Raw genomic sequence first — 13,177 nt, 5'->3', positions numbered from 1 at the left:
TCCGGTCAGCGCGGCCGCCTCGGAACCACCCCCCCTGTTCCGAGGCGGCCGGCCTTCTTCCGCCGCCCCCTCCTGTGGGTGGGCGTGCTGTGCGCCACGCTCTTCGCGGTGCTCACCTGGCAGGTGGCCTCCGGCGGTCCGCTCCGTGCGCTGGACGAGCGCCTCGGCCGCGCCGTCGTCCACGGCTCCGTTCCCACCGCCCTGGCGGAGTTCTTCGCCGACCTCGGCGACACGGCCGTCGCGCTGCCGGTGCTGGCCCTCGCGGCGCTGCACGCGGCCTGGCGCGGACGGCGGGCAGCCGCGCCCCGCTGGTGGCTGCCTCCGGCGGCCGCCCTGCTGACGATGGCCGTGGTGCCCGCGCTGGTGGTGCCCCTGAAGACCTGGCTGGGCCGGCCAGGGCCGCCGGAGATGGCCGGCGGCCTGCACAGCGGCTTCTTCCCTTCTGGGCACGCGGCGACGGCGGCGGTCGCGTACGGGGCGGTGGCCCTGCTGCTCACCGCGCTGCGTGTACGGCCACGCGGGCCGATGCCGACCGGTGTCGCAGCCCTCGTCGTCGGGCTGCTGAACCTGGCGGTCGGCATCGGCCTGGTGCGCCGCGGCTATCACTGGCCACTGGACGTACTGGCCAGTTGGTGCCTGGCCGGGATGCTGCTCGCGGCCTGCGCGGCGGTGTGCGGGCGGTGGGCGGGCCGTCCGCACCGGCGGCAGGACGGTCAGCTCGCGACGCCGAACAGCTCCGACGCGATGTAGTGGCTCGGGCGCCAGCTCGGCCCCGCCGGGATCCCCACCCGCTCCGCCTCATGCCGCTTCATCAGCCGGAAGCGGTCCGTGCCGGTCTGCACGACGACGGCGTGCCAGGGCGTGAGCCAGTTGTCCTCCGCCTCCAGCAGTGCGATCCCGAACTTCGCCGCGCCACAGGCCTGCGGGTGGATGGAGAGCCGTACGGTCTGCCGGTAATGGTGGGCTATCAGTTCGCCCCATGCCCGGCTGCGCCGTAGGACGCCGTACGCGCGGCCGCGGCACTCGCGCTGCAACTGGGACTTGGAGCCGGTCCACTGCGCGGTGTCCTCGACCAGGAACCGGATGGTGCCGCGGTAGTGGCTGAGCGCCGGTCCCCCGGCCCGTACCTCGGCCCGCAGTTCCTCCATGCTCTGCGCGTGGTCCTCCTCCAGCAGCGCGCGCTTCTCGTCGTAGCTGCGGCCGTCGTAGACATGGTCGAGACCGAAGGTGTCGATGTGCCGCAGGCCGTTGGTGTCGATCATGTCGCGCAGCGCCTTGCCGTACGCGTCGATGTGCGCGTCCGGGACGCGTATCAGGTCGCCGAAGACATGGCCGTCCGAGCAGATCAGCAGCCGGGCGCCGGGCGGGTAGACCGCGCCGATCGCGGCACACAGGTCGTCCAGGAAGCGCAGCGAGAGCAGTTCGCCGAGGTCGGGGAGGTGGCCGGTGACCTTGGCGGGGTTGGGCGACTTGCAGGGGAACGCCGGCAGGGTCAGCAGCACCGGTTCGCGGCGGGCGACGAAGCCGCGGATCTGGGCGAGCTGCTCGGTGAAGCACCGCTCCGGGTGGTGGCGGTCGTGGGCGCGGACGTCGGCCCCGTCGGCGCCGTCGCCGCCGTCGGCCCGCGTGTCCGCCGGGGCACCGACGGGCCGCCGGTGCGGCAGGAGCAGCTCCAGGATCTGGGCGCAGTACCGCTCCGTGCGGGCCGCGTACGCGATGTCCCCCTCGTCCTCCCCTGGCCCCAGGCGCTCGGCATGCTGCCCGTACGTCACGGTCATGCGGCCCCTCGCCGGGTGTCGGTCCCGGTGGTGTCCCGGTGGTCGTGGACGTGGCTGGGCAGCGGGGGATCGCCCAGGACGTGGACGCGGCGCAGGTGGCGCGGGAGTCCGCGGCGGTAGGGCACACGGGTGTGCAGCAGGGTGTAGTTGTCGGCGATGACGACGTCGTCCTGCTGCCAGGTGTGAACGTAGTGGTGGCGGGGGTCGTACGTGGCGGCGCGGATGGCGGCCAGTTCGGCGGCCTCCTCCTCGCCCTCCAGACCGTCGATGCGCACGTCCGGCCGGTTGATGATGTGCTCGCCGTCCGGCACCGGTTCGAGGAACCGCAGGACCGGGAATCCGGCGTCGGGGTGCGGTTCGATCAGCGGCGAGACGACGAGTCCGCCGTAGTGGGAGACCTTGGCGTTGCGATAGCGCAGCGTCAGGCCGCGCCAGCGCTCCAGGGTCTCGGGGTCGGCGTCGGCGAGGACGCGGGTGGTGTCGCAGAAGAGCGTGCCGCCGTCGTCGGCCGCCCCGGGGGCCGCGACGCAGTGGAAGATCTGGAACTCGGGGACGAACTCGACGTACATGCCGTCCCAGTGCAGCGGCATGAAACCGGTGTCGAAGACGTGGTCCTCGGGATCCTGGTGGGCGCGGACGTCGAAGACCGTGCCGAACGGCCACTCCATCACCTCGCCCCAGGCACGCGCGTACGCGTCGAGCGCCTCGGCGTCGGCGGGTGCGGCAAACCCCCGTAAGGCCACGAGGTGGTGACGGCGGGTCAGGTCACGCAGCCACGGTACGGGGACGGCGGTGACCGGGATGCCTGGCCCGGTCGCGGTGACCAGGACGCCGAAGGGGCCGGGTGCGGCCGTCGACCAGGGCCGGGTGTCGTCAGGGGCGTCGTCGGCAGTCGGGCCGGACGCGTGGACGGCTGGGGACGTCATGGCTCCTCTCCGGAAGGCGTCGCGCCGGGCCGGACGGCCCCAGGCGCGGTACAGCGAACAGTGCTTGAGAGTTCAAGAACTTTCCATGGCGCGGACGACATCGCGCCGCCGCCCGCCACTTTTCCGCCACCGGCCCGCGCGGAGTGGCGCGCCGGGTGGCTCCGCATCGGCCGTGAACCGGACCGACTGTGGCTTGAACCGGTGGCCGTGGCGCCCCGGGTCGGCCGTGGACCGGACCGTCCGTGGCCCGTTCGGGCCCGTGCCGCGCGCCACTGCCTCGCGCGGGAATGGCACGCCGGGTGGCCACGAATCGGCCGTGATCCGGATCGGCCGTTGCCCGAACTGGCGGCCGTGGCGCCCCGAACCGGCCATGGCTCATTCGGGCCCGCGCGCGCCGGGAAGGGGCGGCGGCAGAGGACCCGGCTGGGCGGCGAGCACGCCCGCCCGGAACCGGCCCCGTGCCTTCATCTCCGCCATCGCGCCGGTCGCGATCCGGCGTGCCGTACGGGACGAGTTGCCCAGCCGCCGGGCGACCGTGGCATCCGGATGCCCCCCGGCGAACAGTTGCAGCGCGGCGAGGCGCTGCTGGGCGACGTCCTCCGCCGCATGCACCAGGCCCAAGCCGCGGGCCGGCGACAGGCCCAGCCGTTCCGTCGCTGCCCCACCCCGTCGAACAGCGGGCTCAGCGCGGAGACGACACCGGGCACCCGTACCGGAGACGGCGGCCGCCATGGTGCCCCTCAGGGGCCGCGCGGAAGAGCGCGGACCGCCGGTCGGCGACCAGCATGCGGGGGGAGGCGGCACGGCGGCGGTGCGGACCTCGGCTCCGGCCGACGCCAGCCGTCCGAGCACGTGCTCCTACGGCCCGCATGACCCCCGGAGATACGGCTCCTGGAAGCAACAGGCGCCCCATGCGCCCGCCCCGTCGGGCCCCCGGCGGGGCACCCCCGCCCCACGCGCCCACACGCCCCACCCAGGACCACGAACCACGGCTCCCGGCCCCGGCCTCAGCCCCGGCCCCGGCCCCGGGCGGCTCCACGCCCCGTCGAGAGGAACACGCCCATTCCCGGCCCCACGCGGCCGCCGCCCCGCCCTCACCGGTCCCCGGCGATCCTCGCGGCGGCCTCGTGCATCGCCAGTTCCAGCACCGCCGGTTCGGTGAGCCGGCCCGTACCGTCCGGGACGACCAGCCAGCGCACGCCGCCCGTCGCCCGCCCGGGGTACGGCACCACGATCCAGCTTCCGTCGCCCGCGCCGCGCACCCCCGTGCCGAGCCAGCGTGCCGCCGTGCCGGGCGGCACGAAGAATCCCGTACGGGTGCCCCCGAAGTCCGCCAGGACCGGTCCCGGCTGCTCCAGTACGCGGTTGAGTACGTCCAGCGTCGGCCGTCCCAGCGCACCGGGCACGATCAGCACGTCCCAGAGCCGGCCGGCCAGGAGCAGGGCGACCCCGAGGGGGTTTCGCTCCCATTCCCACCGGCAGGCATCCGGGTCCGCTGCCACCGTGACCAGCCACGCCACTGCGTTCTTGGCCCCCGCGGCGTCCATGTCTCCTCGCTTCCGCGGTCCGCTCGGACCGCTGTCCGCCCGGTGAGAGGCAGCGGAGGCGGCATCCTTACACGGGTTTGCCGGGGTTTTTCGCGGAAAACGGAAGCAGTCAGGGGCGCGTGGTGGTGTGCGGCTGCGCAGGGTGCGCGGTACGGGTGCGCAGGGGGCGTGTGCCGCGGCGCACCCGGGTCCAGACGGGCGCACCGTCAGCAACCAGGGCCGGAAACGGGCCGGGCCGGGCCCGCATTCCTCAACTGTCGAAGCCGAGCCCGGCCCTGTCCATCGCCCGCAGCCACAGGTTGCGCCGCCCACCATGTGTGTCGGCCCGTGTCATGGACCACTGCGTGAGGCCGATCCCGGCCCAGCGCAGCGGCTCCGGCGGGAACGGCAGGGGCTTCTTGCGGACCATCTCCAGTTCGGTGCGCTCGGTCCGCTCCCCCGCCAGGAGGTCGAGCATGACCTCGGCGCCGAACCGCGTGGCACCCACGCCCAGCCCCGTGTACCCGGCGGCGTAGGCGACCCGGCCGGCGTGCGCGGTGCCGAAGAAGGCGGAGAACCGCGAGCAGGTGTCGATGGCGCCGCCCCAGGCGTGCGTGAAGCGCACGCCCGCGAGCTGCGGGAAGCACTGGAAGAAGTGCCGGGCCAGCTTCTCGTACGTGGCGGGGCGGTGGTCGTACTCGGCCCGGACCGTCGCGTTGAAGCGGTAGACGGCGTCGTAACCGCCCCACAGGATGCGGTTGTCGGTGGTCAGGCGGAAGTAGTGGAAGTGGTGGTTGCTGTCGGACAGGCCCTGGCGGCCCTGCCAGCCGATGGCGGCCCGCTGTTCGGCGGAGAGCGGCTCGGTCATCAGCGCGTGGTCGTAGACGGGCACGACGTACGGGCGGACGCGCCGCACCAGGGACGGGAAGACGTTGGTGCCGAGGGCGACCCGGCGGGCGAAGACCCGTCCGTACGGGGTGCGGGCGGCCATGCCCACGCCGTCGGCGGCGAGGGCGGTGGCGGGCGTGTGCTCGTAGATCCGTACGCCGAGGTCCAGGCATGCCTGCTTCAGGCCCCAGGCGAGGCGGGCCGGGTTGAGCATGGCGACGCCCGTACGGTTCCAGAGGCCCGCCAGGAAGGTCGGGGAGTCGACCTGGGCGCGCAGCGCCTCGCGGTCGAGGAACTCCACGCCGGGCAGGCCCAGCCGCGCGGCCTGTTCGGCGCCTTCCTTCAGTTCGGCGACCTGGTGGGGTTCGGTGGCGACGTCGATCTCGCCGGTGCGCTCGAAGGCGCAGTCGATGCCGTGGCGGGTGACGGCGTCCTCGATGGCGTCGAGGTTGCGGGCGCCGAGTTCCTCCAGTTTCCCCAGCTCGTTCGGCCAGCGGTCCAGGCCGTTGCCGAGCCCGTGGGTCAGGGAGGCGGCGCAGAAGCCTCCGTTGCGGCCGGACGCGGCCCAGCCGACCTCCTGGCCCTCCACCAGGACGATGTCGCGTCCGGGGTCGCGTTCCTTGGCGAGCAGGGCGGTCCACAGGCCGGAGTAGCCGCCGCCGACGACGAGCAGGTCCGTGCGTTCGTCGCCGACGAGGGCGGGGAGGGCGGCGGGGCGGTCCGCGTCGTCCAGCCAGAAGGGGACGGGGGCGGCATCCGCGAGGGCGTGGGCGGGGGTGGTCATGGCAGCTCGTGCCATGGTTCTCAGCTCCTCTTCCGGCGTCCGGAGAGCAGGTGCCCTCCCAAGACGCAGAGCACGGCGATCAGGAACATCGCCGTTCCGATGACATTGATGTGAACGGGTGTGCCGCGCTGCGCGGATCCCCAGACGAACATGGGGAACGTCACAGTGGAGCCGGCGTTGAAGTTCGTGATGATGAAGTCGTCGAAGGAGAGCGCGAAGGACAGCAGCGCGCCGGCCGCGATGCCGGGCGCGGCGATCGGCAGGGTCACTCGCAGGAACGTCTGTGCGGGGGACGCGTAGAGGTCCTGGGCGGCCTGTTCCAGGCGCGGGTCCATGCTCATCACGCGGGCCTTGACCGCCGTGACGACAAAACTCAGGCAGAACATGACATGCGCGATCAGGATCGTCCAGAACCCGAAGCGGATCCCCATGTTGAGGAACAGCGTGGCCAGCGAGGCAGCCATCACCACCTCGGGCATCGCCATCGGCAGGAAGATCAGCGTGTTGACGGCAGACCGGGCGCGGAAGCGGTAGCGGGCCAGCGCGAAGGCGATCATGGTGCCGAGTACGGTCGCGCCGACCGTAGACCAGACGGCGATGCGCAGGCTCAGGCCCAGCGCCCCGCACAGGTCGGCGACGCCGCACGGGTCGGCCCAGGCGTCCGTCGAGAAGCGCTGCCACTCGTAGTTGAAGCGGCCGTTGGGCTTGTTGAAGGAGAAGACCAGGACGACGAGGTTGGGCAGGATCAGGTACCCGAGCGTACCGAGGCCCGCGAGCACGACGAGGTGGCGGCGCAGCCACCGGAGCACGGCCATCAGACCAGGTCCTCCGTCCCGGACTTGCGGATGTGGAGGGTGACCATGGCGAGGATGGCCGCCATGAGGATGAAGGAGAGCGCGGCGGCGGTCGGGTAGTCCAGGACGCGCAGGAACTGCGACTGGATGACGTTGCCGATCATCTTCTGGTCGGTCGAGCCGAGCAGTTCGGCGTTGATGTAGTCGCCGGCGGCGGGGATGAAGGTCAGCAGCATGCCGGCCACCACGCCCGGCATGGACAGCGGGAACGTCACCCGTCGGAAGGCGGTGGCCGGCCGGGCGTACAGATCGCCGGCGGCCTCGTGCAGCCGCGGGTCGATGCGCTCCAGCGAGGTGTACAGCGGCAGCACCATGAACGGCAGGAAGTTGTACGTCAGACCGCAGACCACCGCCAGCGGCGTGGCCAGCACCCGCTGCCCCTCGGTCAGCCCGAGCCAGCTCGTCACATCCAGGACGTGCAGCGAGTTCAGCACGCCGACCACGGGGCCGCCGTCCGCCAGGATCGTCTTCCAGGCCAGCGTGCGGATCAGGAAGCTGGTGAAGAACGGGGCGACGACCAGGATCATCACGACGTTGCGCCAGCGGCCCGCCTTGAAGGCGATGAGGTACGCGAGCGGGTAGCCCAGCAGCAGGCAGAGCACGGTCGCGGTGGCGGCGTAGCCGACGGAGCGCAGGAACTGCGGCCAGTACTCACCGAGCGCGTCCCAGTAGGTGGCGATGTGCCAGGTGACCTTGAAGCCCTCTTCGAGGGAGCCGGTCTGCACGGACGTGGACGCCTGGTAGACGAGCGGCGCGGCGAAGAAGACGACCAGCCACAGGATGCCGGGGAGCAGCAGCCAGTACGGGACGAGCCGCTTGCGTGCGCCGCGCCTGCGGACCTCCGGCACGTCCCCGGCGGCGGGCGGCGGTGGCGCCTCGGTGGTCGTCGTCATGCGGCCTCCTCGCCGGTGTCCGCGCCCGCCTCGATGTCCTGGGCGGCGTCCAGGCCGAAGGTGTGCGCGGGGCTCCAGTGCAGGACGACCTCGGCGCCGGGCACCAGGCGCGGGTCGCGTTCGACGTTCTGCTCGTAGACGGCGAGGCGTCCGGTGCCCGGGGACTCGACGACGTACTGCGTGCTGACGCCGAGGAACCCGGCGTGTGCGATGCGGCCGGTCAGCCGGTTGCGGCCGGCGGCGACCGTCCCCGCGTCGTCGGCGTGCGTGAGGCTGATCTTCTCCGGCCGTACGCCCGCCAGGACCGTGCCGCCGGTACGGGGCGTGGCGCGACATCGCCCGGCGGGCAGCCGCAGCTTGCTGCCGCCCGCGGTGAGCAGCAGCTCGTCGCCGTCCGCCGTCACCACCTCGGCCTCGACGAGGTTGGAGGTGCCCAGGAAGTTGGCGACGAAGGTGGTGCCGGGGTTCTCGTACAGATCGGCGGGGGCGCCGAGCTGCTCGACCCGGCCGCCGTTCATCACCGCGACCGTGTCGGCCATGGTCATGGCCTCCTCCTGGTCGTGGGTGACGTGGACGAAGGTGATGCCGACCTCCGTCTGGATGCGCTTGAGTTCGAGCTGCATCTGGCGACGCAGTTTGAGGTCGAGGGCGCCGAGGGGCTCGTCCAGGAGGAGCACCTGCGGGTGGTTGATCAGGGCGCGCGCCACCGCGACGCGCTGCTGCTGTCCGCCGGAGAGCTGCTGTGGTTTACGGCGCGCCATCGGACCGAGTTCGACCAGGTCGAGCATCTCCTCGACCTTTTTTTTCACGGATTTGATGCCGCGGCGGCGCAAGCCGAACGCGACGTTCTCGAAGATGTCCAAGTGCGGAAAGAGCGCGTAGTTCTGGAAAACGGTGTTGACCGGGCGCTTGTACGGGGGCAGCGCGGTGACGTCCCTGCCGCCCAGTGTGACGGTGCCGGTGGACGGGTCCTCCAGGCCCGCGATCATGCGCAGCGTGGTGGTCTTGCCGCAGCCGGAGGCGCCCAGCAGCGCGAAGAAGGAGCCCGCCGGGACCGTCAGATCGAGCGGGTGGACGGCGGTGAAGGAGCCGTAGGTCTTGCTGATCCCGGAGAGGCGGACGTCGCCACCGGAGGTCGGTGTCATGGGTGGTCCCGTGGGTCGGAGGGCGGGCGCGAGCCGGTGCGTGGCCGGGCGGCGGACGGCATACGGAGCGGGCCGGTGCGTGGTCGGACGGCGTACGGGGCGGGCCGCCCCATGGGCCGGCCTCAGGCGCCGGTGAGGTCGGCGAGCTTCCGGGCGGAGTCCTGGTGCTCCTCATCGCGTGGTACGTGATGACCGCCGGGATGCCCGCCCAGGGGTAGGAGCGGGCACGTCCCGGGCCCCGGCCCGGATCGCGGAACTTCGGGGAGAGGTGGACACGCGTGCGGCAGGGCGGCCGGGTCCGGCTTCTGGGGCCGGACCAGCGCGGTCATTCGGGCACACATCCGGTCGGTGAGCACGATCAGACCCCGGCCGGTGTCCTGGCCCGCCGCGAGCTGCGTCTGGGCCCGGGCCTCGCCGAAGTGCTCGTCATTGTCGTTGGTGTCCTCCGTGTGCCGCCCCGTGATGCCGGTACGACGGGTGAAGGCATCCAGGCGCGGCCGGCGTCCACCGACGGCGCCGGCGCCCAGGTACGCCGCCCAGTTGGCGAAGACGACACGTTTCTCCTGCCCGGAGTGGTCCATAGGCCGCCCCGCGCCCGTAAGGCCCGCGAGCGGGGTGCCGCAGGCCGACAGCGCACCGAGCCCGTCGGCCGCGAGCGCCCCCGTCACGCTCGCGCGCAGCGGCGACCGCCAGGTCCCGGCCATCCGCCCGTCGGTGAGACCGCGCCGTACGGCGGCCGGTTCGGGCGGGGACAGGCTCCCTGGCTTCTGGGTGTCGTCCATGCGCGGTGCCCTTTCAGGATGAGCCGGTGCGGCCCCGTGCGGCGGCTGCCGCCTTGCTCTCAGGCCGGCTTTCAGGCGCGGTCCCCGAAGACGGTTTGGTGCCAGTCCTTCCTGGCAGCCCCGGTGTTGTCGTACATGACGTGTTTGACCTGCGTGTACTCCTCGAAGGAGTACACGGACATGTCTTTGCCGAAGCCGCTGGCCCGGTAGCCGCCGTGCGGCATCTCGCTGAGGATCGGGATGTGGTCGTTGACCCAGACGCAGCCCGCCTTGATTTCGCGGGTGGCCCGGCCGGTGCGGTAGACGTCCCGGCTCCACGCGGAGGCCGCGAGGCCGTACGGGGTGTCGTTGGCCAGCGCGATCCCCTCGTCGTCGCTGTCGAAGGGCAGCACGACCAGCACCGGACCGAAGATCTCGCTCTGTACGGCCTCGCTGTCCTGCGCGGCGTCCGTGATGAGCGTGGGCCGGTAGTACGCGCCCTTGGCCAGGTCGCCCTGGGGGGCCTCACCGCCGGTGACGACGGTGGCGTACGACCGGGCGCGCTCGACGAATCCGGCGACCCGGTCGCGCTGGGCGTGCGAGATGAGGGGGCCGAGGTCGGTGGCGGGGTCGAACGGGTCACCGAGCCGTACGGTCGCCATCAGGTCGGCGACGCCGCCGACGAACGCGTCGTACAGCGGGCGCTGCACATAGGCGCGGGTGGCGGCGGTGCAGTCCTGCCCCGAGTTGATCAGGGCGCCGGCCACCGCGCCGTGCACCGCGGCCTCCAGGTCGGCGTCGTCGAAGACCACGAAGGGCGCCTTGCCGCCGAGTTCGAGGTGCAGTCGCTTGACAGTACTGGTGGCGATCTCGGCGACCCGCTTGCCGACCGCTGTCGACCCGGTGAAGGAGGTCATGGCGACGCCGGGGTGGGCGACCAGGTGCTCGCCGGCCTCCCGGCCCGCGCCGGAGACGATGTTGAGCACCCCGTCCGGGATGCCCGCCTCGGTCGCCGCCTGAGCGAACATCACCGAGGTCAGCGGGGTGATCTCGGCGGGCTTGAGGACGATCGTGTTGCCCGCGGCGATGGCCGGCAGCACCTTCCAGGCAGCCATCTGGAGGGGGTAGTTCCATGGCGCGATGGAGCCGACGACGCCGATGGGCTCGCGGCGGATCATGGAGGTGTGGTCGGGGCTGTACTCCCCCGCCGACCTGCCCTCCAGGTGTCGCGCGGCGCACGCGAAGAAGGCCGCGTTGTCGACCGACCCCGGTACGTCGAACTCCGCGCTGAGTTTGATCGGCTTGCCGCACTGGAGCGACTCGGCGTAAGCCAGTTCGCCGGCCCGCTCGCCGAGGACGGTGGCGAAGCGGTGCAGGGCGTCGGAGCGCTCGCCCGGGGTCGCGCCCGCCCACGCCGGGAAGGCGTCCTCGGCGGCCCGTACGGCCGCGTCCACGTCGGCCGTCGAGGCCAGCCGGTAGCCGTACACCTGCTCACCGGTGGCCGGGTCGACCACCTGCTGGGTCCGGCCGGAAGTGCCCTCCCGAAGCTCGCCGGCGAGGTACTGCGCGCCCTCGGCGAAACGTTCGTTCACGTCGAATCGCTGCTCCATGGTGCTCTCCTCCGCCGGGCGCCGGGGCCGCTCGGCGGCACACCCAGGCGTAGCTCTTTCCGGAATCGATGGCTGATCTTGACAGAGGGGCAGGACCTCAACAAGGGATTCCGTTGTTGCCTTTTGATTACGCGACGGATTCTGCGAATTCCGTCGTGGGCCCCCCGACACGTTGTCAGTGCCCGCTGACAGAATCCCGGCATGATGCACGACAGCACGGGGGGTACGGGGATGAACCAGCCGAAGAGCGGGACGGCGACGGACGCGGTGTCCGGGACCGAGGCGGGCGTGGTGAGGGCCGACGGGCCGCGGTCGGTGGCGGAGCTGGTCGCGGCGGCCGCCGCCGGTGCCCGGCACGAGTACGTCTACTTCTGGGGCCATGCGCCCCGCCGCGACGGGCAGCTCGGCGCGAGCTGCTTCAGCCAGTGGTGGCCCGCTCCGTTCACGGTCGACGGCGTGCGGTATGCCACCGCCGAGCACTGGATGATGGCCTGCAAGGCCCGGCTGTTCGGCGACGCGGATGCGGAGCGACAGGCGATAGCCGCCGTCCACCCGAAGCAGGCGAAGGACGCCGGCCGCTCGGTGCGCGGCTTCGACAGCGCGGAATGGGAGCGGCACCGCTTCGAGTACGTGGTCGCAGGCAACGTCCACAAGTTCGGCCAGGACGCGGCCCTGCGCGACCATCTGCTCGGCACGGGCTCCCGCGTACTCGTCGAGGCCAGCCCGCTGGACCGCATGTGGGGCATCGGGCTGGCCGCCGACGACGAGCGCGCCCAGGACCCGGCGCGCTGGCGCGGGCTGAACCTGCTCGGCTTCGCCCTCATGGAGGCACGGCAGCGGCTGATGGCGGAAGGGGCGTCCGTGGAGAGCTAGGCCAGGGCGACGAGCTGGGTGCCGGACCGGGCCGGGAAGCCCGCGAGATCCGGGACAGCGGCCGGCCCGGGCGCGGTTGAGGGCGTGAGGGCGGCTTCGTACGTGCGGGGGGCCGGGGTGGGGGCGACCTCGTACGTGCGGGCCCTCGCGGTGGGTACGGTCCCGTGCGTACGGGGGCCGGCAGCAGGTGCGGCCACGTACGTGCGGGGGCCCGGGGCGGGTGCGGCCTCATACGTGTCCGGGTCCTCCTCGTCGTCGGAACCGGATCCGCCGGAGGTGGAGCCGCCGGGGCCCGAATCGTCGGAGTAGCCGGGGGTCCACGGATCGTCGTCGCCCTCGTAGGTGGCGCTCGCCACCACGACGTAGCCGACCATGAGCACGCTCAGCAGGATCGCCACACCACCCAGGATCATCCCGGCCAGCGCGCTTCCGCCGTTGTTCGCCTCCCTCCTGTTCGCCTTCATGCGCCCGACGCCGCCGAAAATGATCGCGAGCACACCGAGGGCGAGGCCGAAGACCATGGTGAAGAAGAGCGCGGCGCCGCTGATCCCGAGGACGAGAGCGGCCGTACCGAACCCGTTGTTCGGACCGGCAGGCATCCAGTAGGGCTGGTACCCGGGCGGCAGTTGCTGCCCCGGAAGGCCACCCGGGTACGGAGCATCGCCCCAGCCACCGGTACCGGCGGTGCCGCCGGGACGGGGCGCGGTGCCGTACGCGTGCATGCCGTCACCGTACGGCTGCTCCCCGGCCCCGTACGGGGCCTCGGGCCGCGCCCCGTTCGCCCCGGCGCCGGCTATCGGCGGCACTCCGGAACCAGGCGGCGCGTACCCGCCCGCCACACCGGGCGCGGGGGGCGGCGGCGGAACGTCGTACCGACCGCCTGGGGCGTTTGCCTTCCCCAGAACGGCGGGGCCGTCCAGACCATCCGAAGCGACTGGAGCACCTGGGGAAATTGGTGTGCCCGCGGCGCTCGGGCTGTTCAGGTCGTCCGGCTCGTCCGAAGCAGCCGGAGCACTCGGTCTGTCCGCAGCGCTCGGAGAACCCAGGGCGCCCGACTTGCACGACTTGTCCAGTTTGCCCGTCTGGTCCGGGGCCGCCGTGACACCCGGCTCGTCCGACGTCGCGTTAGCGCTCGGCTC

13 protein-coding genes are annotated in these 13,177 nt (G+C 72.5%); 2 read left to right on the top strand and 11 right to left on the bottom strand.

The genetic code is table 11. The features are described from left to right. Positions 1 to 78 precede the first annotated feature (78 nt). On the top strand, positions 79 to 750 hold the full coding sequence (locus ACH4EB_RS29120; protein WP_398350874.1) for a phosphatase PAP2 family protein: 672 nt from the start codon (positions 79 to 81) through the stop codon (positions 748 to 750). Here ACH4EB_RS29120 and ACH4EB_RS29115 read toward each other — a convergent pair. From ACH4EB_RS29115 to ACH4EB_RS29070, 10 genes are all read right to left on the bottom strand, one after another. Then, positions 714 to 1,778 carry an L-tyrosine/L-tryptophan isonitrile synthase family protein gene (locus ACH4EB_RS29115; protein ID WP_398350873.1) on the bottom strand — a complete coding sequence of 355 codons (1,065 nt, stop codon included), beginning with the start codon at positions 1,776 to 1,778 and terminating at the stop codon, positions 714 to 716. The two genes, ACH4EB_RS29120 and ACH4EB_RS29115, sit on opposite strands and share 37 nt — an antisense overlap. Continuing rightward, positions 1,775 to 2,704 (bottom strand): TauD/TfdA dioxygenase family protein, encoded by a 930-nt coding sequence (locus tag ACH4EB_RS29110; protein ID WP_398350872.1) that lies wholly within the window; start codon positions 2,702 to 2,704, stop codon positions 1,775 to 1,777. The genes ACH4EB_RS29115 and ACH4EB_RS29110 overlap by 4 nt, the downstream gene beginning before the upstream one ends. Before the next feature lie 375 nt (positions 2,705 to 3,079). Next, positions 3,080 to 3,316 carry a hypothetical protein gene (locus ACH4EB_RS29105; RefSeq protein WP_398350871.1) on the bottom strand — a complete coding sequence of 79 codons (237 nt, stop codon included), beginning with the start codon at positions 3,314 to 3,316 and terminating at the stop codon, positions 3,080 to 3,082. Positions 3,317 to 3,798: 482 nt separating this feature from the next. Continuing rightward, a complete protein-coding gene (locus ACH4EB_RS29100) occupies positions 3,799 to 4,251 on the bottom strand; it encodes a hypothetical protein (protein ID WP_398350870.1) in 453 nt (150 codons plus the stop codon). Between the two features lie 250 nt (positions 4,252 to 4,501). Further along, positions 4,502 to 5,917, bottom strand: coding sequence for an NAD(P)/FAD-dependent oxidoreductase (locus ACH4EB_RS29095; protein WP_398350868.1), 1,416 nt, complete (start codon positions 5,915 to 5,917; stop codon positions 4,502 to 4,504). Between the two features lie 5 nt (positions 5,918 to 5,922). Beyond that, the gene (locus ACH4EB_RS29090) at positions 5,923 to 6,717 is read right to left on the bottom strand and encodes an ABC transporter permease (protein ID WP_398350867.1); all 795 of its coding nucleotides are present in this window, start codon (positions 6,715 to 6,717) and stop codon (positions 5,923 to 5,925) included. Continuing rightward, positions 6,717 to 7,649, bottom strand: a complete 933-nt coding sequence (locus ACH4EB_RS29085) for an ABC transporter permease (RefSeq protein WP_398350865.1) — start codon at positions 7,647 to 7,649, stop codon at positions 6,717 to 6,719. The genes ACH4EB_RS29090 and ACH4EB_RS29085 overlap by 1 nt, the downstream gene beginning before the upstream one ends. Then, the gene (locus tag ACH4EB_RS29080) at positions 7,646 to 8,794 is read right to left on the bottom strand and encodes an ABC transporter ATP-binding protein (RefSeq protein WP_398350864.1); all 1,149 of its coding nucleotides are present in this window, start codon (positions 8,792 to 8,794) and stop codon (positions 7,646 to 7,648) included. The genes ACH4EB_RS29085 and ACH4EB_RS29080 overlap by 4 nt, the downstream gene beginning before the upstream one ends. A 122-nt stretch (positions 8,795 to 8,916) precedes the next feature. Further along, positions 8,917 to 9,576, bottom strand: a complete 660-nt coding sequence (locus tag ACH4EB_RS29075; RefSeq protein ID WP_398350863.1) for a hypothetical protein — start codon at positions 9,574 to 9,576, stop codon at positions 8,917 to 8,919. Between the two features lie 71 nt (positions 9,577 to 9,647). Beyond that, complete coding sequence (locus tag ACH4EB_RS29070) at positions 9,648 to 11,165, bottom strand: gamma-aminobutyraldehyde dehydrogenase (RefSeq protein WP_398350862.1); 1,518 nt, start codon at positions 11,163 to 11,165, stop codon at positions 9,648 to 9,650. 201 nt (positions 11,166 to 11,366) lie between these two features. On the opposite strand from ACH4EB_RS29070, the gene ACH4EB_RS29065 reads away from it, so the two are divergent. Next, entirely contained in the window at positions 11,367 to 12,038 is a 672-nt protein-coding gene (locus ACH4EB_RS29065) for an NADAR family protein (protein ID WP_398350860.1), read from the top strand. On the opposite strand, the gene ACH4EB_RS29060 is transcribed toward ACH4EB_RS29065, so the two are convergent. Then, positions 12,035 to 12,760 carry a DUF4190 domain-containing protein gene (locus ACH4EB_RS29060; protein WP_398350859.1) on the bottom strand — a complete coding sequence of 242 codons (726 nt, stop codon included), beginning with the start codon at positions 12,758 to 12,760 and terminating at the stop codon, positions 12,035 to 12,037. The genes ACH4EB_RS29065 and ACH4EB_RS29060 overlap by 4 nt on opposite strands. Positions 12,761 to 13,177: the final 417 nt, after the last annotated feature.

This window comes from Streptomyces sp. NPDC018045, assembly GCF_044327445.1.
Classification (GTDB): Bacteria; Actinomycetota; Actinomycetes; order Streptomycetales; family Streptomycetaceae; genus Streptomyces.
Note: the sequence above shows the minus strand (reverse complement) of the source record. Positions and strands in the feature narration are given on the sequence as shown.

What these genes read in the sequence shown, in the direction of transcription:
- ACH4EB_RS29115 (WP_398350873.1), bottom strand. Translation starts at nt 1,778, where the DNA reads ATGACCGTGACGTACGGGCAGCATGCCGAGCGCCTGGGGCCAGGGGAG.
- ACH4EB_RS29110 (WP_398350872.1), bottom strand. Translation starts at nt 2,704, where the DNA reads ATGACGTCCCCAGCCGTCCACGCGTCCGGCCCGACTGCCGACGACGCC.
- ACH4EB_RS29100 (WP_398350870.1), bottom strand. Translation starts at nt 4,251, where the DNA reads ATGGACGCCGCGGGGGCCAAGAACGCAGTGGCGTGGCTGGTCACGGTG.
- ACH4EB_RS29095 (WP_398350868.1), bottom strand. Translation starts at nt 5,917, where the DNA reads ATGGCACGAGCTGCCATGACCACCCCCGCCCACGCCCTCGCGGATGCC.
- ACH4EB_RS29090 (WP_398350867.1), bottom strand. Translation starts at nt 6,717, where the DNA reads ATGGCCGTGCTCCGGTGGCTGCGCCGCCACCTCGTCGTGCTCGCGGGC.
- ACH4EB_RS29085 (WP_398350865.1), bottom strand. Translation starts at nt 7,649, where the DNA reads ATGACGACGACCACCGAGGCGCCACCGCCGCCCGCCGCCGGGGACGTG.
- ACH4EB_RS29080 (WP_398350864.1), bottom strand. Translation starts at nt 8,794, where the DNA reads ATGACACCGACCTCCGGTGGCGACGTCCGCCTCTCCGGGATCAGCAAG.
- ACH4EB_RS29075 (WP_398350863.1), bottom strand. Translation starts at nt 9,576, where the DNA reads ATGGACGACACCCAGAAGCCAGGGAGCCTGTCCCCGCCCGAACCGGCC.
- ACH4EB_RS29070 (WP_398350862.1), bottom strand. Translation starts at nt 11,165, where the DNA reads ATGGAGCAGCGATTCGACGTGAACGAACGTTTCGCCGAGGGCGCGCAG.
- ACH4EB_RS29065 (WP_398350860.1), top strand. Translation starts at nt 11,367, where the DNA reads ATGATGCACGACAGCACGGGGGGTACGGGGATGAACCAGCCGAAGAGC.
- ACH4EB_RS29060 (WP_398350859.1), bottom strand. Translation starts at nt 12,760, where the DNA reads ATGCACGCGTACGGCACCGCGCCCCGTCCCGGCGGCACCGCCGGTACC.